This window comes from Actinokineospora bangkokensis, assembly GCF_001940455.1.
Classification (GTDB): Bacteria; Actinomycetota; Actinomycetes; order Mycobacteriales; family Pseudonocardiaceae; genus Actinokineospora; species Actinokineospora bangkokensis.
Genome location: NZ_MKQR01000026.1, coordinates 829,784 through 855,532, shown reverse-complemented (window position 1 = coordinate 855,532; position 25,749 = coordinate 829,784). Strand labels below are relative to the sequence as shown.

Below are 25,749 nucleotides of genomic sequence, written 5' to 3'. Positions count from 1 at the left end.
GGTCCATCAGGACTTTCTGCACTGCCTGTCCAGCGGGCCTGCACAGCCGGGCTGCCCGGCGGCGGCCACCAGCGCCGCGACCACCGCGGCGATCAGCGGGTGCTCCTCGCGGCCGCGCCGGGTCAGCGCGAACACGTGCCGGGCGGCGGGCACCACCAGCCCCACCCCGCGCCCCGGCGGCAGCGCCGTGCGCGGGATGAGCGCGACGGCCCCCGCGTCCACCAGGGCGAGCTGGGCGGTGAAGTCGTCGGAGGCGTGCCGGGTGCGCGGGCGGAACCCCGCCGCCCGGCAGGCCTCCAGCACCACGTCCCGGCACGGGTTCCCGGCGTGCGGCACCACCCACTCCTCCTCGGCGAGGTCGGCCAGGTCGAGCGCCCGCGCGCCGCGCAGCCGGTGGTCGGCGGGCAGCACGGCGTCGAACAGCTCCGAGTACAGCGGGGTGCTCGCCACCCGCCGGTCGCCCTCGGGCCGCATCGTCACGGCGACGTCGATCTCCCCGTCGAGCAGCATCGGCAGTGCCTGCTGCGCCTCGGCCTCGCGCACCTCCAGCGCCACGTCGCCGGGCAGCTCGCGCACCGCGGGCGCCACCACGCGGGTGATGGCGGTGGAGAACGCCGCCACCCGCACCACCCCGCCCAGCCCCGCGCCGAGCAGCGCCAGCCGCGCCTCGGCCCGCTCCAGCTCCCCCATCACCGCGTCGGCGTGCTCGACCAGCAGTTCCCCGGCGGCGGTCAGCCACACCCGCCGCCCCCGCCGCCGCAGCAGCTCGTGCCCCACCTCGCCCTCCAGCGCCGCCAGCTGTTGCGACACCGCCGACGGGGTCAGGTGCAGCGCCCGCCCGGCCGCGGTGACGGTCCCGTGGTCGGCCAGCGCCCGCAACACCCGCAACCGCCGCGGATCGATCACCGCACACCTGCCCACGTCGACGACACAGGGCCGAACTGTGTCACCTCCCCGCCTCCCCCGCGAGAGGGGCTTGCCGGGCTATCTCTACATAGATAGATTTGACTCATGTCCGCACCGTTCCGCGTCACCCCGGCGACGCTGGACGTGCTGGAGGCCCTGATGGGACCCGATGACGAGCTCTACGGCCTGCGCATCGCCCAGAACGCGGGCCGCAAGACCGGTAGCGTCTACCCCATCCTGGCCAGGCTGGAGGAGGTCGGCTGGGTGGTGAGCGAGTGGGAGCGCGACGAGCCCACCGCCCGCGGCCCGCGCCGCCGGTTCTACCGCCTGAGCCCGGAGGGCTTCGGCGGGGCCAGGGCACTGCTCGTCGAGCGCCGCGGCGCGGTCCGGCAGCGGACCGACCCGGCCAGGGGGTTCGCGCCGCGCCCGGCGCCCGGGTGGGAGGGGTGGGGATGAGTCCGATCGTCCTGTTCGTCCTGGGCAGCATCCTGCTGCCGCTCGCGCTCAACGAGGTGGGTGAGCTGGCACCGCGCCTGGCGCGCGGCCTGCTGCGCTGGGGCGCCCGCAGGCTCGGCGAGCCCGCCAAGACCGCGCGCTACACCGAGGAGTGGCTGGCCGACCTGCAGCACGTGGACGGCAAGCTGTCCAAGCTGACCTGGGCGATCGGCGTCGTCCTCCTCGGGATCGCCCGGCTGCGCACCCCGCGCCCGCCGCTGGACTGGCAGGCCGAGGAGGCACCCGCGCTGCGCGTGCCGTTCGCGGGCGACTCGGTGTTCGGTGCGGGCGACGCGTACTTCGACCGCGCCACGACCTCCCGCGCGCCCGCCCTGCCCGGCCCGCCTGCTCCGCGGCGGTCCCCCGAGGAACCGTCGCACCGGTGCACCGCCTGGTGCGACGCCTTCTGCACCCAGGGGCAACGGTCCGCGCCCCCGGTGGTGGGGGTGGATATCGGGCACCACCAGCAGCGGAGGGTCGACCCGCCGCCCCCGCAGCCGTGGCGCGGCCGGGACGAGGAGCACTCGCAGCTGCCCTACGGACAGCGGTTCTACCGCAACTACGCCGAGAACAACTTCGACCAGCCCTACCGCCGCCGGGTGCGGCTGGAGGGCAAGACCGAGGACATCTTCGGCCGCCCGGACAGGACGTCCCTGCCGGTCATCGGAACCGACTGATCAGCTGAGGCCGAACTCGGCCAGCATGTCGAGCAGGGTGGACTCGAACAGCGCCCCGGTGTTGGTGACCGGCGTGGGCACCTGCCCGAACACCTCCAGCGCCACCTGCCCGTAGAGCCGCACCCAGCACCGCAGCAGGGCGTGCGCCACCTCCACCGTCAGCACCTCCCCGGACAGCGGCGGGGACATCAGCTCCAGCAGTTCGGCGCGGAAGCCCTCCAGGTCCTCGCGCAGGGAGCCCGGCACCGCGTCGGGGCGGGCGGGGACGGCGCCGGTGGCGAGCACCTGGCCCGCCACGCCGAGGAAGACCCGGCCGAAGCTGTCCTTCTCCAGGTCCGGGGGGCCCGCGCTGGGGGAGCCGAAGACCAGGGAGAACTCCTGCGGGTGGGCCAGCGCCCAGGAGCGGAAGCCGCGGCAGAGCACGAGCACCCGCGCCACCGGGTCGTCCGCGGTGGACACCGCGGTGGTGAGGGCGGCGGTGAGGTCGGCGCACACGTCCGCGCGCAGGTGGGCCACCAGGTCCTCGCGGGAGGAGTAGTAGCGGTACAGGGCGGGGGCGGTGATGCCGAGTTCGCGGGCGATGGCGCGCAGGGTCACCGCCTGCGGCCCGTCGCTGACCAGCAGCGAGCGGGCCTGGGCGCGGATCTCCTGGTCGGTGCGGCCGCGGTCGCGCCGTGTGGCCTGCGTCATGAACTGCGCCCCGTCCTTGAGGTGGGTCAGCCGCCGCCCGTACCGTCCGGGTACTTCGGTGAACGGTGTTTACCGTACCGGACGGGCGGGAGGAACCGGTCGTGTTCAGCGCGTGGGGAGCCGTGGTGCACGCCCGGCGGTGGGTGGTGCTGGTCGTCGCGCTGGTGGTCGTGGTCGGCGGTGGGCTCTGGGGGCTCGGCGTCTTCGACGAGCTGGCCCAGGGCGGGTACGACGACCCCGGCAGCCAGTCCTACCAGGTCGACCGGGTGGTCGAGGACGAGCTGGGGAGCAAGCCCGCCGGTGTCGTGGTCCTCTACACCGCGCCGGACGGCGTGACCGTCGACGACCCCGGGGTCGCGCGGGCGGTGACCGCGAGCCTGGACGCCCTGCCCGCCGACGCGGTGGCGCAGCGGGTCGACTACTGGTCCACCCGCCAACCCGCGCTGGCCACGCCGGACAAGACCAAGGCACTGGCCACGCTGTCCCTGGTCGGCGACTCCCCGGCCGCGCTCCAGTCCGCCTACGACCGCATCAAGGACCGGCTCCCGGTCGACGGCATGCGCACCCAGGTGGGCGGGCAGGTCGCGATCGAGCACTCGATGACCGAGCGGTCCACCGACGACCTGGTGGTGGCGGAGGCCATCTCGCTGCCGATCACGCTGCTGCTGCTCGTGGTCATCTTCGGCACCCTGGTCGCCGCGGCGCTGCCGGTGCTCGTCGGCGGGCTGGCGATCTTCGGGTCGCTGGCCGTGCTGCGGCTGCTCAGCCTGGGCCTGGAGGTCAACACCTTCGCCGTCAACGTCGCCACGCTGCTCGGGCTGGGCATGGCGATCGACTACGGGCTGTTCACCGTGGGCCGCTACCGCGAGGAGTTGGCGGCGGGCGCCACCCCCCGCGCGGCCGTCGCGACCGCCGTGGCCACCGCCGGGCGCACCGTCGCGTTCTCGGCGACGCTGCTGGTCATCGCGCTGGCGGGGCTGCTGGTGTTCCCGATGGACTTCCTCAGGTCGATGGCCTACGGCGGCATGTCCGCGGTGGCGATCGCCGCGCTGCTGTCGCTGACCCTGCTGCCCGCGCTGCTGTCCGTGCTCGGCCACCGGGTCGAGCGGGGCGCGGTGCCGTGGCGGGGCAGGCGCGCGCCCACCGAGGCGGGGTTCCTGGGCAGGGTCGCGGACCGGGTGATGCGCAGGCCGCTGCTGTTCGCGGGCCCGATCGTCGCCGGGCTGGTGGTGCTGGCGATCCCGGTCACCGGCGCGTCCTTCGGCGCGGCCGACGAGCGGCAGCTGCCCCCGGGCGCGCCGGACCGGGTCACCGCCGAGACGATCGCCCGGGAGTTCCCCGCAGCGGGCCAGAACACCGCGACGGTGGTGCTGCGCGGCGTCGACCAGGCCGGGGTGGCGCGGGCGACCGAGCGGATCACCGGCATCCCCGGGGTGCTGGGCGTGCAGCCCATGGCGGCGAAGGGCGACGTGGTGGCGCTGACCGTCCCGCTGGCGGGTGACCCCGCGTCGCGGCAGAGCGCCGACGCCGTGCAGGCGATGCGCGCCATCGACGTGGGGGGCGACGTGCTGGTCGGCGGGTTCCCGGCCCGCACGGCCGACAGCGTCGACGCCATCGAGGCGGGCGCGCCGTGGATGGTCGCGATCCTCGTCGCCGCCACCCTGGTGCTGATGTTCCTGGCGTTCGGCTCGGTGCTGCTGCCGGTCAAGGCGGTGCTGGTGAGCGCGCTGGGCCTGACGGCCACCTTCGGCGTGCTGACCTTCGTCTTCGAGGACGGGCACGGCGCCGGGTTGCTCGACGTGACCCCGCAGCCGATGCAGGCGGGCATGCTCGTGCTGGTCGGGGCGGTGGTGTTCGGGCTGTCCACCGACTACGAGACGTTCCTGCTGTCGCGGGTGGTCGAGGCGCGCCAGGGCGGGGCGAGCACCCGCGACGCCGTGCGGGCGGGCCTGGTGCGCACCGGGCCGATGATCACCGCCGCCGCCCTGCTGCTGGTGGTGGTGACCGGCGCGTTCGCCCTGTCCGGGTTGCAGACGATGCGGCTGATCGGCGTGGGCATGATCGTCGCCCTGGTGCTCGACGCCACCGTGGTCCGGGTGCTGCTGGTGCCCGCGCTGATCCGGCTGCTCGGCGCCGCCGCGTGGTGGGCGCCGGGGCCGCTGCGGCGGGTGCAAGAGCGGGCCGGGCTGTCCGAGACCTGAGCAGCGGGGGTCCGGGCACCGGGCGGGTCCAGGGCTGGACCGCGCCACCGGCGGCGATCGCTCGGGGGGCTACGCGACCGACGCCGGTGGACACGGGTTCCGGTCCGGGCGAACCCGGTCCGGAGCCCACCGACGGCGAACCGGCGGTGGGAGTCGCACCAGCCCCCGGCCGTGCTCGCGCCCGGGGCCCTCTCCAGTGACGCACATTCTGGCACCGGGGATCCGCATACCCCCGAGATCGTTCACACTTGCGTACGTTCGCTATCGGCAACGGCCGCTGACGTGGCCCGATAGGGTCGCGGGGTGAGCGCCACCGTCGTCGTCCTCGGCTCCGCCAACGCCGACCTGGTGGTCGGCGTGCCCCACCACCCGGCCCCCGGGGAGACCGTGCTCGGCGCCGACGCCGTGGTCCTGCCCGGCGGCAAGGGCGCCAACACCGCCGTCGCGGCCGCCCGGCTCGGCGCCCGGGTCGCCTTCCTCGGCGCGGTGGGCCGCGACGCCCACGCCGACCTGCTGCTGGGCTCGCTCACCGGCGCCGGGGTGGACGTCTCGGGCGTCCGCCGCGCCGACCGGCCCACCGGGACGGCGTTCATCACCGTCAGCCCGGACGGGGAGAACGCCATCGTCGTCTCGCCCGGGGCGAACGCCTCGCTGGTGGCCGACGACGTCGACCCCGCCGCGCTGGCAGGCGCGGCGGTGCTGGTGGCGTCGCTGGAGGTGCCGCCCGCGGTGGTCGAGCACGCGGTCGCGCTGGCCGCCGCGGCCGGGGTGCGGGTCGTGCTCAACCTGTCGCCGGTGGCGGAGCTGTCCGCGGCGACGCTCGCCGCGCTCGACCCGCTGGTGGTCAACGAGCACGAGGCCGAGCGGTTGGGTGACCTGCCCGCGCTCGGCGTCCGCTCCGCCGTCATCACCCGCGGGGCGCAGGGCGCGCGAGTGGTGACGCCCGAGGGCACAACGGACCTGCCCGCGCCGCAGGTGACCCCGGTCGACACCACCGGCGCGGGCGACGCCTTCATCGGAGCCCTGGCCGCCGCCCTCGCGGCGGGTGAGCCGCTGGAAACCGCTGCGGTGCAAGCGATCCGCGTGGCCAGCGTCTCCACCACCCGCCAAGGCGCCCAACCGTCCTACCCGACCCGGGCTGAGCTGGATCAGCTGTAGCGGGCCTGCACGCCGCGCGATTCCCCCGCGGTGGCAACGGCTTCGCGCAGGTCGTCCAGGAACGCGCCCACGACGCGGTGGTGCTCCGGCGACACCATGAGGTGCAGCGCCTCCGGCTCGGTCTGCCGGTCCAGGTGCCAGCCGAAGTCGTCCATGCGGTCCCCGATGGCCATGGCGTTCGGCGCGGTGAACGACAGGATCGAGGCCCGCGGGTCGCCCAGGACCTCCAGCCCCAGCGCGGTGATCCCCTCCCGCAACCGCCCGGCCGTCTCCACCACGCGCCCCACCAGCCGCCGGTAGCCGGACACCCCGAGGTAGCGCATCACCGACCACGCCGCCGCCACCGGGGCCGCGGGCCGGGCGCCCGCCATCGCCAGCGACCCGTACAGCCCGCCGGGCCAGTCCTGGTAGAGGAAAGCCTGGTACTGCAACACGTGCGCGCCGTCGCGGTGCAGGACCACCGACGCGCCCTTGGTGGCGTAGCCGTACTTGTGGACGTCCGCGGACATCGTCGTCACGCCCGGCACGCGGAAGTCGAACGGCGGCGCGTCGTCGATGAAGGGCAGCAGGAACCCGCCCACGCACGCGTCGGTGTGGAACGGCACCCCGCGCTCCTGGGCCAGCGCCGCCAGCTCCGGGATCGGGTCGACGACGCCGTGCGGGTAGTTGGGCGCGGAACCCGCCACCAGCGCCGTGCGCCCGTCCACCAGCCGCTCGGCGGCGGCGACGTCGGCGCGCAGGTCGGCGTCGAGCGGGATCTGCACCAGCTCCAGGCCGAAGTACTTGGCGCCCTTGGCGAACGCGGGGTGCGCCGAGCGCGGCACCACCAGCGTCGGGTCGGTGACCCCGCGCTCGGCGACCGCCCGGTCACGGGCCACGCGCACTGCCTGCATGATCGACTCGGTGCCGCCGGAGGTCATCGACCCGGACGCGCCCGCGGGGGCGTGCAGCAGGCCCGCGGTCATCGCCACGACCTCGCGCTCCATGTCGGCCAGCGACGGGAAGCGGAACGGGTTGAGCGCGTTCTCGTGCAGGTAGAGCTCGTTCGCCTCGCGCAGCACGGCGTCGACGTCCTCGCCCGCGGGGTAGATCAAGCTCCAGGTGCGACCGCCCCGCCAGTCGGCGTCGGCCCGCTTGCGCTCGCGCAGCTCGGCGAACAGCTCGTCGCGGGGGGTGCCGTCGGCGGGGAGGCGGACCTCGGGGATCTCCATGGCGCCACCTTACTCAACCGTGTAACGTCTTACTCATGCAGGTAAACGCCGAGCGCGCCGCCGACCCCGCCCGCCGCGCCCAGATCGCGGCCTCCGCCATCGAGGTCATCGCCGACCTCGGCTTCGCCAAGGCGTCCTTCGCCCGCATCGTCGAGCACGCCGGCCTGAGCAGCACCCGCATGATCTCCTACCACTTCCGCGACAAGTCCGACCTCGTCCTGGCGGTGCTCACCACCGCCATCGGCGCCGCCGACGAGGCGCTCGACGCCCGCGTCCGCGGGGTCACCGACCGGCTGGAGCTGATCCGCGCGCACGTCGAGGCCCGCGTGGAGTTCCTGCGCACCCACCCCAAGCACCTGCGCGCCGTCGTCGAGGTCGGCACCGGCAGCCGTGACCCCCTGCACCAGGTGGTGCTCCAGGACTTCCGCACCGGCAGGCTGCACCGCCAGCTCACCCAGGGCCAGGCCGAGGGCGTGCTCACCGCCTTCGACCCCGCCGTCGCCGCCGAGACCATCGCCAGCGCCCTCGACGGCGCCGCCCAGCGCGCCGCCACCGACCCCGGCCTCGACCTCACCGCCTACGGCCGCGAACTGGCAGGCTTCACCCTGCGCGCGATCCGGGCTTGACCCTCACGCGACGGGAGGACCTAGCGTCGTCGCCGTGGAAGACACCAGGTGGAGCGTGGGTGCGCTGGCGAAGGCCGCGGGCCTGACCGTCCGCACCCTGCACCACTACGACGAGATCGGACTGGTCACGCCCTCCGAGCGGACCGCGGCGGGCCACCGCCGCTACACCCCCGAGGACGTCCGGCTGCTGTACCGGGTGCGCGCGCTGCGCTCGCTGGGCCTCCCGCTCGGCGACATCGCGGCCACGCTCACCGACCCGGTCACCCTCCAGGAGGTCCTGGAGAGGCAGCTGGCCCACCTGGAGGCAGAGGCCGAGCGATTGGGGGTGCTGCGCGAGCGGGTGAAGTCCCTGCTCGACGGCGCGGGCACCCCCCGACTCCTGGAGACGATGCAGATGATCGAGCAGTACTACACCCCCGAGCAGCTGGACTGGCTCGCCCGCAGGCGCGCCGAGCTGGGCGAGGAGCGGATCGCGGCGGCGGAGGCCGCGTGGCCGCCGCTCATCGAGCGCTTGACCCGGCACCAGCGCGAGGGCACCCCGGTGACCGACCCGGAGGTGCAGCGGTTGGCCGCCCAGTGGTCGGAGCTGCTGCACGCCTTTCACGGCGGCGACGAGGGGATCATGCGGGCGAGCCAGCGCCTGCACGAGGAGAGCACCTGCGAGGACGGCGCCGCGGCGGACAAGCCCGCGCTGTTCGACTACGTGCAGCGCGCGTGGAGCGCGACCGCGTCGACGAGCTGACGCCGTTCCCCTCGCGAAGCGCGAACCGGCCCCGCCGACACCCGCCCACCTGCCATGATGCAGCCGGGGGAGGTGGCAGGTGGACGACGCGGGGGACCCGACCGCGCCGCTGTGGCGCGCTGCCGTGCTGCTGCGGGCGATCACGCTCTGCTTCGCGGCCGCCGTGGTGGGCGCCCACCACGGCGAGTACGCGGGCACGACCGCCGCGTGGGCGATCATCGCCGCGATGGCGGTGTGGACGGTCGCCTCCGGCGCCTACTACCTGCGCCGCGGGCCCGCGCTGTGGTTCACGCTGGTGGACCTGGTGCTGTGCTGCGGATTGATGGCGCTGTCGCGGGTCGCCCTGACCGCCGAGCAGCTGGCGGGCACCGTCCCGCTGGTGCCGACCGTGTGGGTCACCGCCGTGGTCGCCTTCGGCGCCGTGCGGGCGGGGGTGGTCGGCGGGTCGCTGTTCGGGCTGGCCGTCGCCGCCTGCAACTTCGCCGTCCGCGGCTACGTCAACACCGACCTGGTCCGCGACCTGGTGCTCCTGGTGGGGATCGGCTCCGTCCTCGGCCTCGCCGCCACCACCTCCCGGCGGTCCGCCGCGCGCCTGGCCGCCGCCCAGCGCATCGAGGCCGCCACCGCTGAGCGCGAGCGCCTCGCCCGCGACATCCACGACTCCGTGCTCCAGGTCCTGGCCCGCGTGCGCAAGCGCGGCCTGGAGGTCGGCGGGGAGGCCGCCGAGCTGGGCGAACTCGCGGGCAGGCAGGAGGTCGCGCTGCGCGCCCTGGTCTCCGCCGCGCCCCTGGAGTCCGCGGGCGGTGAGGCCGACCTGCGCGGGCTGCTCCAGGTGCTCGGCACCGACCGGGTGCACGTCTCCGCGCCGGGCACCCCCGTGCTGGTGCCCGGCGCGGTCGCCACCGAGCTGGCCGCCCTGGTGCGCGAGGCGCTGGAGAACGTCGCCCGGCACGCGGGGGCGGGCGCCCAGGCCTGGGTGCTGCTGGAGGAGCTGCCCGACGCGGTGGTGCTGAGCGTGCGCGACGACGGCGCGGGCATCCCGCGGGGGCGCCTCGCCGAAGCCGCCGCCCAGGGCAGGATGGGCGTGGCCCGCTCGATCCGCGGCCGCGTCGCCGACCTGGGTGGCACGATCACCCTGGACACGGGGCCCGGCCTGGGCACCGAGTGGGAGCTGCGGGTGCCCCGGGAGTGGTGCTCGTGACCGGGGCGGAGCGGGGGTGCCGGTGGTCTCGGTGATGGTGGTGGACGACCACCCGATGTGGCGCGACGGCGTCGCCCGCGACCTCGACGAGCGCGGCTTCGAGGTGCGCGCCACCGCGGGCGGGGCGGCCGCCGCGGTGCGCATCGCCGCCGCCGTGCGCCCCGACGTCGTGCTCATGGACCTCAACCTGGGCGCGGACTCCGGCGTCGACGCCATCCGCGAGATCACCGCCGCCCACCCCGGCACCCGGGTGCTGGTGCTCTCGGCCAGCGGCGAGCAGGACGACGTCCTGCAGGCGGTGAAGGCGGGCGCCTCCGGCTACCTGGTGAAGTCCGCCTCCGCCGAGGAGCTGGTGGACGCGGTGACCCGCACCGCGGCGGGCGACGCGGTGTTCACCCCCGGCCTGGCGGGCCTCGTCCTGGGCGAGTACCGGCGGATGGCCTCCTCCCCCGAGGTCCCCCGGCTCACCGACCGCGAGACCGAGGTGCTGCGCCTGGTCGCCAAGGGCCTCACCGCCCGCGCCATCGCCCAGCGGCTCGTGCTCTCCCACCGCACCGTGGAGAACCACGTCCAGTCCACGCTGCGCAAGCTCCAGCTGCACAACCGCGTGGAACTGGCCCGCTACGCGATCGAGCACGGCCTCGACGACAATCCGTAGCATGGCGGGTGTGACCGAGCCGATCAGCCCCCGCGACCTCCGCGTCTCCGACGCCGAGCGCTCGCACGTGGTGGGCGTCCTGCAGAAGGCCACCGGCCGCGGCCTGCTCAGCCTCGACGAGTTCACCGAGCGCACCGACCGCGCACTGGCCGCCCGCACCCGCGGCGAGCTCAACGTCCTGCTGGTCGACCTCCCCGGCCTGGTCAACGCCGAGAACGCCCCGGCACCCTCGGCACCCCTGGAGCTGCGCGCCCGCATGTCCTCGGTGCGCCGCGAGGGCGCCTGGGAGGTCCCCGCCGAGCTGCGCCTGACCACCTACGCGGGCTCCATCGACCTCGACTTCACCGAGGCCGTCCTGCTCAGCCCCACCACCCACGTCCACGTCGACGTCAAGGCCGCCAACGTCACCCTCCTGCTCCCGGACAACTCCCCCTGCGACCTGCGCGACGTGGAGAGCAGCGTCGGTGGCCGCATCACCGACCGCGGCATCAAGGTCCCCACCGCCGACGGCCCCCGCTTCCGGCTGACCGGCACCGTCCGCGCGGGCTCCCTCACCATCCACCGCCCCACCTACGCCCGCTTCGGCCCCCTGACCCTCCGCAAGCCCTGGAAGGTCACCTGGAACGGCTGAGCGTCGCCGGGGGTGCTCGGGCGACGCGGCTCGCCCGTCAGGGCTGGGTGGTCTCGGCGTTGGGTTGGGACGCGGCGTCGTCCAGGGAGTCGACTTCCTCGGGGTCGGTGCCCGCGTCGTGGAGCAGGGAGCGGATGCCCGCGTTGAGGACGGCGAGGAGGGGGACGGAGAGCAGGGCGCCCGCGATGCCCGCGGCGAGCAGGCCCGCGGCGATGGCGAGGACGACCGCGAGGGGGTGGAGGCGGACGGCGCGGCCGAGGAGCCAGGGTTGCAGGACGTGGCTCTCCAGCTGCATGACGCCGACGAGGACGGCCAGGACGATGAGTGCGGCGATGGGGCCGTTGGCGACCAGGGCGATGAGGATGGCGACCGCGCCCGCGATGAGGGCGCCGATGATGGGGATGAAGGCGGTCAGGAAGACCAGGGCGGACAGCGGGATCACCAGGGGGACGCCGATGAAGTACAGGCCGATGCCCACGCCCACCGCGTCGACGACGGCCACGGCGGCGGTGGCGCGGACGTAGGAGACCAGGGAGGAGAAGCCGCGACGGCCCGCGACGTCGACGCGGTCGCGGACCGGGCTGGGGACCCCGCGCACGACGAAGGACCAGATGCCCTCGCCGTCGTGCAGGAAGAAGATCAGCACGAAGATGGTGAGCAGCAGGCCGGTGAGGATCTCGCCGATGGTGGCGGCGGTGGTGATCGCGCCGCTGGTGATGACCGCCTGGTTGGCCTTGATGGTGTCGATGGCGCTGTTGAGGAAGTTCTGCACCTGGTCCTGGCGCAGGTGCAGGGGGCCGTTGGCCAGCCAGCCGCGGATCGTCTCCAGCGAGGAGTTGACCTGGTTCTGCAGCTCCGGCAGGCCGTTGACGAACTCGCTGATCACGAACGTCAGCACGCCGCCGAGCACCGCGATGCCGCCGATCATCACGATCAGCGTCGCCAGCCAGCGCGGCACCCGCCACTGCACCAGCTTGGCCACCCCCGGGGCCATCAGCGCCGCGAGCAGGACCGCGATGCCGATCGGCACGGCGATCGAGGCGAAGTAGCCCAGCAGGTACAGGATCACGTAGAGGGCACCGATGATCACCAGGAAGCGCCACGACAGCGCCGCGGCGACCCGCAGGCCGCGCGGCACGGCGGGGGTCACGTCGCTGCTGAGGGCCTGCTCCCGGTGCTTGAGCCCGGCCACGCGGTTTCTGCTCACCGCCACAACGGTATCGGCCGGAACCCCCGCGTGCCGATCACTCCGTCTGATCTGATGGGGGTGTGACGGCCCGCATCCCGCCAGCTCAGCTCACGGACACCGAGCGGGAGGTGCGGGCGGCCTTCGCCACCGGCACCGCCGTCGACCTCGCCGGGCGCGCGGACCGGTCCGTGCGCGGGGAACTGCTCACCGGGCTGCTGCTCGGCGCCTACCCCCTCGACGAGGGCGCCATGCCCGCCCTGCGCGTGGACAACGCGCTGGTGACCGGCGAGTTCGAGCTGGAGGGGCGCACCGTCGGGCACCTGGTGAGCCTGCACGGGTGCGCCTTCGAGCGCCCGCTCGACCTGCGCATGGCGCAGCTGGTGGCGCTGAACCTGCGCGGCTGCGAGGTCCCCGGGCTGCGCGGGCGCAACCTGCGCGTCGGCAGCGACCTGCGCCTGGAGCTGGGCTTCCGGTGCACCGGTGTGGTCGACCTCACCGACGCCACCATCGCCGGGACGCTGCGGCTGTCCGGCGCCGCCCTGCACCACCCCGAGGGCGTGGCGCTGCGCGCGGAGCGGCTGCGGACCTCCGGCTCGGTGCAGGCGGTGGCGCTGGAGGTCGACGGGGAGCTGCTGCTCTCCGGCGCGGACGTCGGCGGCGGCCTGCACCTGTCCGACGCCGAGCTGCGCAACCCCGGCGGCACCGCGCTGGAGGCCACCGGCCTGACCGTCACCGACAGCCTGCACTGCGACAACGGGTTCAGCGCCGCGGGCACGGTCCGGTTCGCGGGCGCGCGCGTGGGCGGCGACGCGGTGTTCAGCACCGCCCGGCTCACCGACCCGCCTGCCCGCGGCAGCCGGGTGCTGGTGCACGTCCCCGACGCCGAGGCCACCCTGCTCGACGCCGACCGGGTGCGCGTCGAGGGCGACCTGCGCCTCGACCGCGGCTTCACCGCCCGCGGCGCGGTCGGCCTGCGCGGCGCGCACATCGGCGGGCACCTGCTGCTCTCCGGCGCCGTCCTCGGCCACCCCGAGGACGCCGCGGACCTGGCGCGGGCGTTCGCCGAGGGCCGGGCGGAGGACACCGTGCCCCTCGCGCTCGTCGCGGACGGCGTCGAGGTGCTGGGCGACGTCGAGGCGCGCGGACCGGTGCGCGGCAGGCCGCAGGGCGCGCTGCGCGCCTACGGGCAGGTGCGGTTGGTCGACGGCGTGGTGCACGGCAGCGCCAGCCTGTCCCGCGCCCGGCTGCGCGCAGCGGGCCGCGACGCGCTGTTCGCGGACCGGCTGCGCGTGGGCGGCACGCTGTTCCTGCGCCGCGCGCGCATCAGCGGGTCGGTGCGGTTGCAGAACGCCACGATCGGCTCCAGCCTCGACTGCTCCGGCGCCTGGTTGATCAAGCCGCGGCTGCGCCCCGAGGGCACCGTGAAGCCGTCGCTGGACGCCAGGGTCGCCACCATCGGCAAGGACCTGCTGTGCAGCCGCGGGTTCCGGGCCACCGGCGGGGTGCGGGTGCGGCTGGCCGAGGTGGGCAAGCGGGTCACCTTCGCGGGCGCCCGCCTCGGCGGCGCCACCAAGCCCGGCCACCCGGTCCCGGAGAAGGCGCTGCAGGCCTACGGGCTCAGCACCCAGGAGCTCGTGCTGCTGTTCCGGCCGGGCCGCCCGCCCGCCGGGCTGGTGAACCTGTCCCGGGCCACCGCCGCCTCGGTCGTCGACGGGCCGGGGCTGTGGGCCGCGCGCGGGGGCGTGCTGCTGGAGGACTTCACCTACTCCGCCATCAGCGCCGTGCCGGAGGTGTCGGTGCGGCAGCGGCTGGCGTGGCTGCGGGCGGTGCAGCCGGACTTCGCGCCGGGCCCGTACGAGCAGCTGGCCGCGGTCTACTCCCAGGGCGGGGAGGAGGAGATGGCGCAGGTCGTGCAGGTGGAGCGGCAGCGCCGCCGGTACTCCGAGCTGCACTGGGCCGGGCAGGTCTGGGGCAGGCTGCAGGAGTTCACGGTCGGCTACGGCTACCGGCCCTGGCTGGCGATCGTGTGGCTGGCCGGGTTCTGGGGCGTCGGGCTGCTGTGGTTCGCCGGGCACCGGATGCAGCGGCTGAACACCGACACCGAGCCGGTGTGGAACGCGCCGCTGCTGGTCACCGACCTGCTCCTGCCCATCATCGACCTGGGCCAGGACAACATGTGGAAGATGACCGGCCCGTCGCAGTGGATCGCGGGCACGCTGATCGCCGTGGGCTGGATCCTCGCCACCACCGTCGCCGCGGGCGCGACCCGGGTGCTCAAGCGCGGGTGATCCCCACCTGTGGACAACTGCGCGGGCGCGCCCGGGGCGACCTGGAGATGAGCACTCTCGGTGAGCTGTGGAAACACACTGTGCTGATCACACGATGAGGTGACTACTCCCCGTCGAACTCGCTTTTGCCGCGGCCCTGGTGGAAGTGTCCTCCCGGCACGGACGGTGACCGACCGGCCGCCGTGCGCACCACCGCACCGGGAGAGTCGAGGGCAACCGCATCGTGGGCCAGCTGCACAGGGGGACGACCGCACGGCTGCGGCGCGTGCTGTCCCGCGCGCTGCTGGTCGTCGGCGGCACCGCCGCGTGCACCGCCGCGGCGTGGGCCCTGTCCACCGGGTCCGCCAGCGCCGACAGCGCCGCCTCAGCTGCCTCCGCCGCTTCTGCCGACGCCGCGGGGCCCGCCGAGCCGGGCGCCCCCGCGCTCCGCCTGCCCGATGGCGCCGCCCTGGTCGAGGGCCTGCGCGACGGACTCAGCCGCCTGCTCGACCCGGCGCAGGCCCAGGCCGCCCTGGCGGACTTCGGCCACGCCGTCGACGACGCCGCCGCGCACCTGACCCCGCCCGCGGTGCTCCGGCCCGCCCTGCCCCCGGTCCCGCTGCCCGTGCCCGCGCCGCTCCCGACCCCCGCGCCGGTCGAGCCCGCGCCCACGGCGCCGCGGCCCGCCGCGCTGACGACCCCGGCCCCCCTCACCGCGCTCGCCGCCGTGCCGACCCCGGCCGCCGAGCGCACCGCGCCCGCGCCGCTCGCCGCCCCCGTCGTCGAGCGCCCGGAGCCCGCCCCGGCCGCGCCGCCGCGGCCCGAGCCGCGCACCCCCCAGCCGTCCCCGCTCACCGCGCCCGCGCCGGTGAACCCGGGGCACACCAGCGGTTCCGGCGCCGACGCGCCCTCGCTCGGCCTGCTCGCCGAGATCCCGGCCGACACCGCCCTGGTGCCTGCCCGCGCCCCGCGCACCGACTCCGACCTGCTGCCCGCCACCGCCGCCGCGCAGCCCGGGGTCACCCCCGACTGATCCGCCGCGCGGTCGCACCGGTGCCTCGCGCCCGACCGCGCCGCGCACAGCCACACCCGCGGGGTCCCACCCCGCGACGCCCCTGCGGGCGCAGCCGCCCCGATCCACACCGGCTGCCGCCCGTGCACCTCCCGCCAGGGAAACCCCTCCCCTCGGAGGGGAAACACGATGAAGGAGAACCACAGGATGCAGACCTGGGCGAAGCGCGGACTCCAGACCGCGCTCTTCACCGGTGGTTTGCTGATGCTGGGCACTGGCATCGCTTCCGCAGACGAGGACGTCAACCCCGACCGGCCGGCCTCCGCGCTGGACGCGACGATCACCGTCCCCATCCACATCGACAACAACGCCATCGGCACCCCGCTGGGGCAGCTGGACGTCCCGTCGGTCAACCGCACCCTCTCGATCAGCCCGAGCGAGGTCATCGAGCAGCTGCCCGGCGGCGACCGCCTGCTGGGCGCGCTGGCCCCGGTCGCCAACGGCGTCACCGAGAAGGCGGCGGCGCTCGACGGCGATGGCGGCCTGCTGCGCGGCAACAAGGTCGTCGGCGACCTGACCGTCCCGGTCGACATCTCCGGCAACGCCATCGCCCTCGGCGGCGACGTCCACGTCGACAACACCTCGACCCAGACCGCGGGCCAGGCCTCCCCGATCCAGACCGACGGCTCCGGCGACAGCCTCGCGGGCAACGTCCTCGCCCTCGACTGGGCCGCCCCGGTCCAGGTCACCGGCAACGCCGTCGGCCTCATCGGCGACGCCTCCACCAACAACACCGCCACCCAGGAGGCCGTCGCGGGCGGCTCGCTGAAGACCAGCGGGCAGCAGGGCGTGCTCGCGGGCAACGCGGGCGCCGTGCACGCGGCCACCCCGGTGCAGCTCAACGGCAACGCCATCGCGGGCCTGGGCAAGGCCGACGCCAACTCCACCACCGCCTCCTCGGCCACCTCCGGCGGCGTCGTCGTCACCAACGGCCAGGAGGGCGTCGCCTCGGGCAACGCCGCCGCGCTGCCGGTCGCGCTGCCGGTGCACGCCACCGGGCAGGCCATCGGCCTGGTCGGCATCGCCAACGCCGAGTCGGCCAACACCGCGGGCGCCCAGGCCGGGGCCACCGAGCCCGACTTCGCGGGCAACCCCACCTACGTGCACACCTACGCGCCGGACGCGGTGCTCTCGGGCAACATCCTGCAGCCCGCGGCCGCCGCCCCGACCACCGTCGACTGCACCTCCGGCGGCGCGGTGACCATCACCAACGCCACCTGCACCTCCGAGACCTCGGCCGTGGCGGGCGGCGGCAACCGCTCCGACGGCCAGGGCGGGGTCATCTCCGGCGGCATCGGCACCCTGCCGGTCGGCACCCCGGTCGACGTCATCGGCTCGGTCGCCACCGTCATCGGCAAGTCCACCGCGGACGACACCAACGACGTCACCGCCTCGGCGGGCGGCGCCTCGCGCACCCGCGGCCACGACAGCGTCCTCGGCGGCGCCCTGGTCTCCACCCCGGTGGCGGGCCCGGTCGACGCCTGCGGCACCGGTGCCGCCGTGGCGGGCACCGGCCTGGTGAACTGCGCCAACACCATCACCACCGGCGCGGGCGGCGACACCGCCACCACCGGCGACGACTCGATCGGCGGCGGCAACGGCGCGATCGTGCCGATCGCGGTCCCGGTCGAGACCATCGGCAACGTCGGCGGCGCGCTGTCGACCACCGAGGTCACCGGCTCCGAGGACAAGGAGACCGCGGCGGGCGGCGACAACAACACCGCCGACGACGGCGCGGTGCTCGGCGCCAACCTGGTGCAGGCCCCCCTGGCCACCCCGGTCCAGGTGTTCGGCAACGCCCTCGGCGCGGTGTCGCGCACCAAGTCGGCCACCGAGCTGGACAACACCACCACCGCGGGCGGCTACTCGCGCGGCTCGGGCATCGGCGGCGTGCTCTCCGGCAACCTCGCCCAGGCCCCCGGCGCCCTGCCGGTCCAGGTCTTCGGCGCCAACGGCGTGGTCGGCGGCATCGGCTCCGCCGAGGCCGCGAACACCACCACGACCACCTCCGGCGCCGAGGCGACCACCGACGGCACCGGCGGCACCGGCTCGGGCAACATCATCTCCGCCCCGATCGCCTCCGCCGCCCAGGTCTTCGGCGACTCGGTCGCGGCGCTGGGCAAGGGCACCAGCACCGCCACCAACCTCACCGACACCACCGCGGCGGGCGCCGCCACCACCTCCGGCGAGTCGGGCACCATCTCGGGCAACGTGATCAGCCCGGCGCTGCTGCCGATCGTGCAGGCCATGGGCATCAGCGCCGCGGCCGTCGGCGGCCAGAGCAGCGCCGAGTCCACCTCGTCGACCACCGGCTCCTCCGGTGGCGACATCACCACCACCGGCGACGGCGGGTTCCTCTCCGGCAACCTGCTGGACGTCCCGGCCGCGGTGCTGGCCCAGGCGCACGGCGACGCCATCGCCGCCATCGCCTCCCAGGCCGCCGCCACCTCGGACAACACCACCGGGGGCACCGTGGGCGGGCACTCCGAGACCAGCGGCGAGTCGAGCGACCTCTCCGGCCTGCGCGGCGTGCTGCCGGTCAAGGTCGACGCGCCGATCTACGACGTCCCCCTGGAGATCCTGGCCGACGCCGTCACCGACGCCACCCACACCTCCGACGTGCAGGTGGGCGACCAGGACCAGCAGCCGCTGTCGCTGCCGGTCGAGGGCGCGCTGCCGCTGACCAAGGCGCCGACGGTGCTGGCCGCCCACCGCGCCGCCCCGGTCGCGGGCCTGCCCGCGGGCGCCCTGCTGGGTGGCCTGCCGCAGGTCACCGGCCTGCTCGGCGGTCTGCCGGTGAACGGCCTGGCGGGCAACGGCGTCGGCGCCCGCGCCGAGCGCCCGGCGGTCAACCCGCTGACCGGCCTGGCCGCCCTGCCCACCGGCAACCTCACGGGCGCCCTGCCGACCGGGAACCTGGCGGGCGGCCTGCCCACCGGCAACCTGACCGGTGCCCTGCCGACCGGGAACCTGGCGGGCGGCCTGCCCACCGGGAACCTGACCGGTGCCCTGCCGACCGGCAACCTGACCGGCGCGCTGCCCACCGGCAACCTGGTCGGCGGTGCCACCGGCGGCCTGGTCTCCGGCACCCTCCCCGGCGTCTCCGGCCTGACCGGCCGCGCCACCGGCTCCCGCGCGCAGACCCCGGCCATGCCCGGCCTGGTCCCCGCCGCGGGCGTGTTCTCCGGGAACCTCTTCGAGGCCCCGGAGGTGCACACCCTCCCCGCGACTGGCGGGTCGGCCCTCACCTCCCTGACCGACACCCAGTCCAAGCTGGCCGACCTGTTCGGCCACTTCCCCGCGATCGACTGACCACCGGTCCACGAGAAGCCGAAGGCCCCCGGGACACCCGTCCCGGGGGCCTTCGGGCGTCCCCCGCCCCCGCGGGCGAACCCCGACCGCTCAGTCGAACTGCCAGGACCGCTTGGCCAACCCGAACCAGAAGCCGTCGATCACCGACCGCCGCTCCCCGGGGGCGTCCAGGGTCGCCCCGAGGGCCACGAACAGCGGCGCGAAGTGCTCGGTCCTCGGGTGCGCCAGCCGGGCCGCGGGCGCCTTGTGCAGGAAGTCGACCAGCCCGTCGACGTCCCCGTCCGCCAGCGCCCGGTTGCCCCAGTCGTCGAACTCCGCCGACCACGACGGCGGCGCGTGCCCGGCGCCCAGCCCGAAGTCGACCGCGCGCAGGTTGTGGGTGAAGAACCCGCTGCCGATGATCAGCACGCCCTCGTCCCGCAGCGGCGCCAACCGCCTGCCCAGCTCCAGCAGCTCCCCCGGGTCCAGGGTGGGCATGGAGATCTGCAGGACCGGGACGTCGGCCGCGGGGAACATCTCCACCAGCGGCACGTAGGCCCCGTGGTCCAGCCCCCGCTCCCGGTCGTGCGCCACGGGGGTGCCGTGCGACCGCAGCAGCCCGCCGACCTTCTCCGCCAGCTCCGGCGCCCCCGGCGCGGGGTAGGTGACCTGGTAGTACCGCTCGGGGAAGCCCCAGAAGTCGTAGGTCAGCGGCACGGTGTCCACCGCCCCGATGGTCAGCGGGTCCGCCTCCCAGTGCGCCGACACCACCAGGATCCCGGTGGGCCTGCCCAACCCCGCCGCCCACTCCCCCAGCTGCCGCGTCCACACCGGGTCGTCCGCCAGCGGCGGCGCCCCGTGGCTCAGGTACAGCACCGGCTGCCTGCTCGACGTCGCGGCGGTCATCTCGGCTCCCCGTGGTTGGTTGAATCTTAAACCAAAGTACCACGGGTGGGCCCGGGACCGGTGTTCCGCGGGTCACCGGGCCCCGGCCGCACCGCCCACCCGGGGCGGCGCGGGCCGGTCAGCCCTGGGCGAGGTCGGCGAAGCGGCTGTAGTGCAGCTGGTGGGCGACCACGACGGTGGCCGTGGGGCCCGCGCGGTGCTTGGCCAGGATCAGGTCGGCCTCGCCCGCGCGCGGGTCGTCGCGCTCCCAGGCGTCCGGGCGGTTGATGAGGATGACCATGTCGGCGTCCTGCTCCAGGGAGCCGGACTCGCGCAGGTCGGAGAGCATCGGGCGCTTGTCGGTGCGCTGCTCGGGGCCGCGGTTGAGCTGGCTGATGGCGATGACCGGCACCTCGATCTCCTTGGCCAGCAGCTTGAGCTGGCGGGAGAACTCCGAGACCTCCTGCTGGCGGGACTCCACCCGCTTGCCCGAGGTCATCAGCTGCATGTAGTCCACCACCACCAGCTTGAGGTCGTGGCGCTGCTTGAGCCTGCGGGCCTTGGCCCGGATCTCCATCATCGTCAGGTTGGGCGAGTCGTCGACGAACAGCGGGGCCTCGCTGATCTCGCTCATCTTGCGGGCCAGCCGGGTCCAGTCGTCGTCGGTCATCCGGCCGCCGCGCATGTCGCCGAGGCGGATCTTGGCCTCGGCGGAGAGCAACCGCATGACGATCTCGGTGCGGCTCATCTCCAGCGAGAAGATGCAGCTGGTCATGCCGTGCGCGATCGAGCAGGAGCGGGCGAAGTCCAGGCCCAGGGTCGACTTGCCGACACCGGGGCGGGCCGCCACGATCACCATCTGCCCCGGGTGCAGGCCGTTGGTGATCTCGTCGAGGTCGGCGAAGCCGGTGGGGATGCCGAGCGAGTTGCCGCCGCGCGAGGCGATGGCGTCGATCTCGTCCATCGTGGGCTGGAGCAGCTCCTCGAGCGCGACGTAGTCCTCGCTCATGCTGCGCTCGGTGACGTCGTAGATCGAGGCCTGGGCGCGGTCGACCACCTCGGTGATGTCCGCGCCCTCCGCGCCCTGGTAGCCCAGCTGCACGATCCGGGTGCCCGCCTCCACCAGACGGCGCAGGATGGCCTTCTCCGCGACGATCTCGGCGTAGTACCCGGCGTTGGCCGCGGTGGGCACCGTCGACATCAGGTCGTGCAGGTAGTTCGGGCCGCCGACGCGGATCAGCTCGCCGCGCCGCTCCAGCTCGGCCGAGACGGTGATCGGGTCGGCGGGCTCGCCGCGGCCGTAGAGGTCGAGGATGCAGTCGTAGATCGTCTGGTGCTTCGGGCGGTAGAAGTCGCCGGGCCGCAGCTGCTCGATGACGTCGGCGATGGCGTCCTTGGACAGCATCATGCCGCCGAGCACGCTCTTCTCCGCCGCCTCGTCCTGCGGCGGCATCCGCCCGCCGGGCTGCTCCGTCGGCACGGGCGGCATGGACCGGTCATCGGTCAGCGCCACCTGCGACCCCCCTCCTGGTCGACCTCCCGGTCGATGCCGTTCGCGCTGCTGCCCCGTCCGCCCCCGGGCCCGGCCGTCGAACACGCGTTCGACGACCCCATGGTAGGCCCAGGACGCACGGTAGGACCGCGGTACGACATTCCGGGGATGTGGACCCGACGCTAGGACCCCCGAACGGACGCGCGCAAACCGTCCTGGGGACGCACCTGTGGACAACTTGGGGATGGTTTCCCCCAGCTGAGCACAGGTGCCCACCTACCTGTGGACAACCTGGGGACAAAATCCGGGACAACCGGGATACGCGCTGGTCAGACCCTGTGGACAGGGTGTGGAAAAACTCGTCCGGCGTGTCGTGGCGTCTCCGCCCCTCGGCGTGTCGCACACCCGGCCGGACCCCGTCCCCAGCCCCGTCCACAGGGCGTTCTGTGGACAACCCTGTGGACAACCGAGAGCCCCCGTTCGGAGCAGTGCCGAACGGGGGCTCTCGGGGTCTGTCGTCTCACCGCTGATGCGCGACCAGCGGTGGTCGCATCACGCCGAGGCGCTCACCACGAGGGTGAAGGCGGCGGTGACGTCCGGGTGCAGGCGCACCGAGACCGAGTGCTTGCCGGTGGTCTTGATGTGACCCGGCAGCTCCAGGGCCCGCTTGTCCAGCACCGGGCCGCCCGCGGCCTTGACCGCGGCGACGACGTCACCGGGGGTGACGGAGCCGAACAGCTTGCTCGACCCGGCGGCGGCCTTGGCCGACAGCGGGACGGTGCCCAGACCGGTCAGCTGCGCCTTGACCTCGCGCGCGTGGTCGAGGTCGCGGATGCGGCTGGCCTCCTGGGCCCGCCGGATCACCTGCACCTGCTTCTCGGCGCCCTTGGTCGCCAGGATGGCGAAGCCGCGGGGCAGCAGGTAGTTGCGGCCGTAGCCGTCCTTGACCTCGACGGAGTCGCCGGGGCCACCCAGGCCGTCCACGTCGGTGGTGAGGATGAGCTTCACGTCAGGTCCCCTCCAGGTCAGCGGGCGGTCGAGGTGTAGGGCAGCAGCGCGACCTCGCGGGCGTTCTTGACCGCGATGGCCACGTCGCGCTGGTGCTGGCTGCAGTTGCCGGTCACCCGGCGGGCACGGATCTTGCCGCGGTCGGAGATGTACTTCCGCAGCAGCGTGGTGTCCTTGTAGTCGATGTTCACCGGGCGGTCCTTCTTCGCGTCCTTGCAGAACACGCAGACCTTCTTCTTCGGCTTCCTGATCGGTGGCTTGGCCACTGTCGTACTCCTGGGTCTTCAGTAAGAGGGGGTGGGTGCGCTCAGAAGGGAGGCTCGTCGTTGAAGCCGCCGCCGCCACCGCCGCCACCGGCGGGGGGAGCGGAGCCCCACGGGTCGTCGGCGGGCGCGGACGAACCGCCGCCGCCGCCGTAGCCGCCGCCACCACCGGTGCCTCGGCTCACCTTGTTCACCTTGGCCGTGGCGTAGCGCAGCGAGGGGCCGACCTCGTCGACCTCGAGCTCGATGACGGTGCGCTTCTCGCCTTCGCGGGTCTCGAAGGACCGCTGCTTGAGGCGACCCTGCACGATCACGCGCGCGCCCCTGGTCAGCGACTCCGCGACGTTCTCCGCCGCCTGCCGCCAGATGTTGCACCGCAGGAACAGCGCTTCGCCGTCCTTCCACTCGCCGGACTGGCGGTCGAAGGTGCGGGGGGTCGAGGCCACGGTGAAGCTCGCCACCGCGGCGCCCGACGGGGTGAAGCGCAGTTCCGGGTCGGCCGTCAGGTTGCCGACCACGGTGATCGTCGTGTCACCAGCCATCGTTGCCTCCGGTCCGTCGTCAGGCGGTCTCGCGCCGCATGACCTTGGTCCGCAGCACGGACTCCTGCAGCGACAGCTGGCGGTCGAGCTCCTTGACCGCGGCGGGCTCGGCGCTGATGTCGAGCACGGCGTAGATGCCCTCGGCGTGCTTGTTGATCTCGAACGACAAGCGGCGCTTGCCCCAGACGTCGACCTTCTCGACGTTGCCGCCGGACGTGCGGATCACGTTCAGGAACGTGTCCAGCGACGGAGCGACGGTGCGCTCGTCCAGCGTGGGGTCGAGGATGACCATTACCTCGTAATGACGCATGAAGACCACTCACCTCCTGTGGGCTCGGGCGGCCGCGGGACTTCCGCGGCAGGAGGGTCTTGCGTCCGTACAGGTTAACAGCCGCCCAGCTCAGCTCCTGCGCAGGACCCACGTGCGCACGAGTGCACCAGCCACCACCGACAGGAACAGGGCCGCCAGCAGGATCGGGGCGCCCACACCACCCGATCGTGCGTACCCGGCGCCAGGCAGCGCCTCGGCGCGGCCCGCGGTGTTCTCCACGGCCTGCTGGTCGTCCTGGCCGAGGATGCCGAACTGCGGCGCGTACCCGGGGATGCCCGCGACCGCGGCCGTGGGCTGGTACACCCCGGCGCTGGCGTAGGGGATGCCGCCGTAGTCGCGCGGCGGGGCGGTGCCGGTGGACCCGGCGGGCGCCTGCTGCGGCGGGTAGAGCCGCACCGGCGGCAGCGGGCTGGCCGACCCGACCGGCGTGCCCGGGGCGGGCTGGTTCGGTTGCCCCACCTGCGGCGGGGTCGTGGTGCCCGGCGCCGGGGTGGTGCTGGGCGGGGTGGTCGGCTTGGACGCGTCGAGCGCCTTCACGGACAGGCCGCAGCCCCGCAGCACCTGGTCGCGCACGCTGGCCACGACCGGGTCGGGGGCGCGGCGGATGTCGGCCATCGGCGCGACGACGGCGACGATCGCGTCCGCGATCACCTGCGCGCTGACCTCACCGGTGCCGTCGGGGATCGTGCCGACGGTGATGCCCGGGCCGAGCGGGAACGTCAGGCTCGTGGTGGTGGCCTGGAGCAGCCCGAGCTGCGGGGTGTCCGCGATGGCCTTGGCGAGCATGCCGTTGACCGCCAGCCGCGGCACCACGATCGGCTGGCCCTTGAAGCCCACGACGTTCTGCTTGCAGCTCAGCGCGATGAACGGCAGCGGGTCGGCCGACGCGGGGGCGGCGCCGAGGACCGCGGCCGAGGCCGCGATGCCGCCGAGGATGGTCGAGCAGAGGACTCGCCGCTTGCGCACGCGCTGCCACTCCTTCGCGTCGTCAGCACCTGATGGTGTGAACGATAGACGAAGAACACAGCGTTGTGGTTGTCGAGCGTCACCACTCCCGCATGCTGCGACGACCGGGGTTCCCCCGGGATCGGCCCCTGCTCAGCGCACTCAGGCGACCGTGCGGCGCAGGACCCAGGTGCGCACCAGGGAGGCGGTGACGCCGGAGAGCGCCAGCACCGCCAGCAGCACCGGGACGGCGATCCGGTTGCCCGTCGACCCGCCCAGCGCCTCGGCGTGCCCGGCCTGGGCGACCGTGCCGTCGGCGTCGTCGTCGGCGGAGCCGAGGATGCCGAACTCCGGGGAGTAGCCCGGCACCGAGCCGCCGTAGCGCACGCCCGGCGAGGGCGAGTACAGCGCGGCCAGGGCGTAGGGCATCGACGAGTAGTCCGCCATCGGGGAGCGGCCGAAGCTGTAGTTGCCGGTGTAGAGCGGCACGCCGCCGGGGGTGAGGCTGGTGGCGGTGCCGCCGCCGAGCCCGCCCGGGGTGCTCGTGCCGCCGCCGGGGTTGGTGCCGCCCGGGGTCGAGCCGCCGCCGCTGCCCGGGGTGGCCCCGCCGCCGGTGCCACCGCCGCCGGTGCCCGGGGTCGAGCCACCGCCGCCGATCGGGGGCAGCAGGTTCGGCAGCTGCGGGATGGGCGCGGTCACCGACCCCACGGTCTTGCCCACCCCGCTCACGCCCGACTGCACCGGGGCCGCCACGTCGTTGACGACCTTGACGGTGATCGTGCAGGTCTGCGCGAGCAGGGCGCCGACCTGGCCCGCGATCGCGCCGAGCTGGGTGTTCGCGAGCGCGTTGGTGGCCGCGGCGCCGATGGTGGCGCCCCCGACCGTGCCGTCCGCGGCGGGCACGGTGCCCAGCGGCACCGGCGGCAGCGCGGCGATCACACCGCCGACCAGCCCGCCCAGGGTGCTGCCGAGCAGCGGCAGGCCCTTGAGCACGTCGTTGACCGGCGTGAGCAGCGCGCCCGCGTTGAGCGCCAGCGGGGCGCCGGGCTTGCCCTGGACGGTGGTGCCGCAGCTGCCCGCGATCACCGGCTCGGCCGCCGCCGCGGTGCCGCTCCCCAGGAGCAGACCGGCCGTCGAGGTGCCGAACGCGAGCACCAGACCAGCCGCGAGGGTCTTCGCGCGACGCTGCATGGGGGGCCTCCGTGGACGCCAGGAACCGCTGTCTGCCTTGTGGAACGAAGGTAACCGCAGTTGGTGACGCTCAACCC

24 protein-coding genes are annotated in these 25,749 nt (G+C 74.6%); 12 read left to right on the top strand and 12 right to left on the bottom strand.

The features are described 5' to 3' along the window. Positions 1 to 6: 6 nt before the first annotated feature. A complete protein-coding gene (locus BJP25_RS26745) occupies positions 7 to 906 on the bottom strand; it encodes a LysR family transcriptional regulator (protein ID WP_075977708.1) in 900 nt (299 codons plus the stop codon). A 105-nt stretch (positions 907 to 1,011) separates the two neighbouring features. Between BJP25_RS26745 and BJP25_RS26740 the strand changes: the two genes are divergently transcribed. Together BJP25_RS26740 and BJP25_RS26735 are read left to right on the top strand one after the other, a co-directional pair. After that, positions 1,012 to 1,362 (top strand): PadR family transcriptional regulator, encoded by a 351-nt coding sequence (locus BJP25_RS26740; RefSeq protein ID WP_075977707.1) that lies wholly within the window; start codon positions 1,012 to 1,014, stop codon positions 1,360 to 1,362. Then, positions 1,359 to 2,078 carry a hypothetical protein gene (locus BJP25_RS26735; protein ID WP_075977706.1) on the top strand — a complete coding sequence of 240 codons (720 nt, stop codon included), beginning with the start codon at positions 1,359 to 1,361 and terminating at the stop codon, positions 2,076 to 2,078. The genes BJP25_RS26740 and BJP25_RS26735 overlap by 4 nt, the downstream gene beginning before the upstream one ends. Here the strand turns inward: BJP25_RS26735 and BJP25_RS26730 are convergent, their stop codons facing one another. Beyond that, the gene (locus tag BJP25_RS26730) at positions 2,079 to 2,768 is read right to left on the bottom strand and encodes a TetR/AcrR family transcriptional regulator (RefSeq protein WP_075977705.1); all 690 of its coding nucleotides are present in this window, start codon (positions 2,766 to 2,768) and stop codon (positions 2,079 to 2,081) included. It lies immediately after the preceding gene. Between the two features lie 101 nt (positions 2,769 to 2,869). On the opposite strand from BJP25_RS26730, the gene BJP25_RS26725 reads away from it, so the two are divergent. Then, a complete protein-coding gene (locus BJP25_RS26725; RefSeq protein ID WP_075977704.1) occupies positions 2,870 to 4,969 on the top strand; it encodes an MMPL family transporter in 2,100 nt (699 codons plus the stop codon). A 303-nt stretch (positions 4,970 to 5,272) separates the two neighbouring features. Beyond that, positions 5,273 to 6,127, top strand: coding sequence for a ribokinase (locus tag BJP25_RS26720; RefSeq protein ID WP_075977703.1), 855 nt, complete (start codon positions 5,273 to 5,275; stop codon positions 6,125 to 6,127). On the opposite strand, the gene BJP25_RS26715 is transcribed toward BJP25_RS26720, so the two are convergent. Next, a complete protein-coding gene (locus tag BJP25_RS26715; protein WP_075977702.1) occupies positions 6,118 to 7,338 on the bottom strand; it encodes a pyridoxal phosphate-dependent decarboxylase family protein in 1,221 nt (406 codons plus the stop codon). The genes BJP25_RS26720 and BJP25_RS26715 overlap by 10 nt on opposite strands. A gap of 35 nt (positions 7,339 to 7,373) precedes the next feature. Here BJP25_RS26715 and BJP25_RS26710 point away from each other — a divergent pair, with 35 nt between their 5' ends. From BJP25_RS26710 to BJP25_RS26690, 5 genes are all read left to right on the top strand, one after another. Further along, positions 7,374 to 7,964 carry a TetR/AcrR family transcriptional regulator gene (locus BJP25_RS26710; RefSeq protein ID WP_075977701.1) on the top strand — a complete coding sequence of 197 codons (591 nt, stop codon included), beginning with the start codon at positions 7,374 to 7,376 and terminating at the stop codon, positions 7,962 to 7,964. 34 nt (positions 7,965 to 7,998) lie between these two features. After that, entirely contained in the window at positions 7,999 to 8,706 is a 708-nt protein-coding gene (locus tag BJP25_RS26705; RefSeq protein WP_075977700.1) for a MerR family transcriptional regulator, read from the top strand. A 79-nt stretch (positions 8,707 to 8,785) separates the two neighbouring features. Further along, a complete protein-coding gene (gene macS / locus BJP25_RS26700; protein ID WP_075977699.1) occupies positions 8,786 to 9,907 on the top strand; it encodes a MacS family sensor histidine kinase in 1,122 nt (373 codons plus the stop codon). A gap of 34 nt (positions 9,908 to 9,941) precedes the next feature. Beyond that, a complete protein-coding gene (locus BJP25_RS26695; protein ID WP_075977870.1) occupies positions 9,942 to 10,565 on the top strand; it encodes a response regulator in 624 nt (207 codons plus the stop codon). A 10-nt stretch (positions 10,566 to 10,575) separates the two neighbouring features. After that, entirely contained in the window at positions 10,576 to 11,196 is a 621-nt protein-coding gene (locus BJP25_RS26690; protein ID WP_233158260.1) for a DUF1707 SHOCT-like domain-containing protein, read from the top strand. A gap of 37 nt (positions 11,197 to 11,233) precedes the next feature. Here BJP25_RS26690 and BJP25_RS26685 read toward each other — a convergent pair whose 3' ends face one another. Further along, a complete protein-coding gene (locus BJP25_RS26685) occupies positions 11,234 to 12,403 on the bottom strand; it encodes an AI-2E family transporter (protein WP_075977869.1) in 1,170 nt (389 codons plus the stop codon). A 62-nt stretch (positions 12,404 to 12,465) separates the two neighbouring features. Here BJP25_RS26685 and BJP25_RS26680 point away from each other — a divergent pair, with 62 nt between their 5' ends. From BJP25_RS26680 to BJP25_RS36365, 3 genes are all read left to right on the top strand, one after another. Beyond that, the gene (locus BJP25_RS26680) at positions 12,466 to 14,673 is read left to right on the top strand and encodes a hypothetical protein (protein ID WP_143219305.1); all 2,208 of its coding nucleotides are present in this window, start codon (positions 12,466 to 12,468) and stop codon (positions 14,671 to 14,673) included. Between the two features lie 223 nt (positions 14,674 to 14,896). Then, positions 14,897 to 15,685, top strand: coding sequence for a hypothetical protein (locus BJP25_RS26675; RefSeq protein WP_075977696.1), 789 nt, complete (start codon positions 14,897 to 14,899; stop codon positions 15,683 to 15,685). 168 nt (positions 15,686 to 15,853) lie between these two features. After that, positions 15,854 to 19,036, top strand: coding sequence for a beta strand repeat-containing protein (locus tag BJP25_RS36365; RefSeq protein ID WP_075977695.1), 3,183 nt, complete (start codon positions 15,854 to 15,856; stop codon positions 19,034 to 19,036). Between the two features lie 90 nt (positions 19,037 to 19,126). Here BJP25_RS36365 and BJP25_RS26665 read toward each other — a convergent pair whose 3' ends face one another. The 8 genes from BJP25_RS26665 to BJP25_RS26630 all read right to left on the bottom strand — a co-directional run bounded on the left by BJP25_RS26665 (position 19,127) and on the right by BJP25_RS26630 (position 25,672). After that, on the bottom strand, positions 19,127 to 19,921 hold the full coding sequence (locus BJP25_RS26665; protein WP_075977694.1) for a dioxygenase family protein: 795 nt from the start codon (positions 19,919 to 19,921) through the stop codon (positions 19,127 to 19,129). 118 nt (positions 19,922 to 20,039) lie between these two features. Continuing rightward, a complete protein-coding gene (dnaB, locus tag BJP25_RS26660; protein WP_075977693.1) occupies positions 20,040 to 21,413 on the bottom strand; it encodes a replicative DNA helicase in 1,374 nt (457 codons plus the stop codon). Between the two features lie 531 nt (positions 21,414 to 21,944). Then, positions 21,945 to 22,400: a 50S ribosomal protein L9 gene (gene rplI / locus BJP25_RS26655; protein WP_075977692.1), complete on the bottom strand. Its 456-nt coding sequence runs from the start codon at positions 22,398 to 22,400 to the stop codon at positions 21,945 to 21,947. A gap of 17 nt (positions 22,401 to 22,417) precedes the next feature. Further along, a complete protein-coding gene (gene rpsR, locus BJP25_RS26650) occupies positions 22,418 to 22,666 on the bottom strand; it encodes a 30S ribosomal protein S18 (RefSeq protein ID WP_075977691.1) in 249 nt (82 codons plus the stop codon). Between the two features lie 41 nt (positions 22,667 to 22,707). Further along, on the bottom strand, positions 22,708 to 23,205 hold the full coding sequence (locus tag BJP25_RS26645) for a single-stranded DNA-binding protein (protein WP_075977690.1): 498 nt from the start codon (positions 23,203 to 23,205) through the stop codon (positions 22,708 to 22,710). Positions 23,206 to 23,224: 19 nt separating this feature from the next. Then, positions 23,225 to 23,515, bottom strand: a complete 291-nt coding sequence (gene rpsF / locus BJP25_RS26640) for a 30S ribosomal protein S6 (protein WP_075977868.1) — start codon at positions 23,513 to 23,515, stop codon at positions 23,225 to 23,227. A gap of 90 nt (positions 23,516 to 23,605) precedes the next feature. Then, the gene (locus BJP25_RS26635; protein WP_075977689.1) at positions 23,606 to 24,502 is read right to left on the bottom strand and encodes a hypothetical protein; all 897 of its coding nucleotides are present in this window, start codon (positions 24,500 to 24,502) and stop codon (positions 23,606 to 23,608) included. 141 nt (positions 24,503 to 24,643) lie between these two features. Next, on the bottom strand, positions 24,644 to 25,672 hold the full coding sequence (locus tag BJP25_RS26630) for a hypothetical protein (RefSeq protein WP_075977688.1): 1,029 nt from the start codon (positions 25,670 to 25,672) through the stop codon (positions 24,644 to 24,646). Between the last annotated feature and the right edge of the window lie 77 nt (positions 25,673 to 25,749).

Excerpts from the sequence above, each read along its gene's own strand:
- BJP25_RS26740 (WP_075977707.1), top strand. The coding sequence starts at position 1,012 with ATGTCCGCACCGTTCCGCGTCACCCCGGCGACGCTGGACGTGCTGGAG.
- BJP25_RS26735 (WP_075977706.1), top strand. The coding sequence starts at position 1,359 with ATGAGTCCGATCGTCCTGTTCGTCCTGGGCAGCATCCTGCTGCCGCTC.
- BJP25_RS26730 (WP_075977705.1), bottom strand. The coding sequence starts at position 2,768 with ATGACGCAGGCCACACGGCGCGACCGCGGCCGCACCGACCAGGAGATC.
- BJP25_RS26715 (WP_075977702.1), bottom strand. The coding sequence starts at position 7,338 with ATGGAGATCCCCGAGGTCCGCCTCCCCGCCGACGGCACCCCCCGCGAC.
- BJP25_RS26710 (WP_075977701.1), top strand. The coding sequence starts at position 7,374 with ATGCAGGTAAACGCCGAGCGCGCCGCCGACCCCGCCCGCCGCGCCCAG.
- BJP25_RS26695 (WP_075977870.1), top strand. The coding sequence starts at position 9,942 with ATGGTGGTGGACGACCACCCGATGTGGCGCGACGGCGTCGCCCGCGAC.
- BJP25_RS36365 (WP_075977695.1), top strand. The coding sequence starts at position 15,854 with ATGAAGGAGAACCACAGGATGCAGACCTGGGCGAAGCGCGGACTCCAG.
- BJP25_RS26665 (WP_075977694.1), bottom strand. The coding sequence starts at position 19,921 with ATGACCGCCGCGACGTCGAGCAGGCAGCCGGTGCTGTACCTGAGCCAC.
- BJP25_RS26645 (WP_075977690.1), bottom strand. The coding sequence starts at position 23,205 with ATGGCTGGTGACACGACGATCACCGTGGTCGGCAACCTGACGGCCGAC.
- rpsF (WP_075977868.1), bottom strand. The coding sequence starts at position 23,515 with ATGCGTCATTACGAGGTAATGGTCATCCTCGACCCCACGCTGGACGAG.
- BJP25_RS26630 (WP_075977688.1), bottom strand. The coding sequence starts at position 25,672 with ATGCAGCGTCGCGCGAAGACCCTCGCGGCTGGTCTGGTGCTCGCGTTC.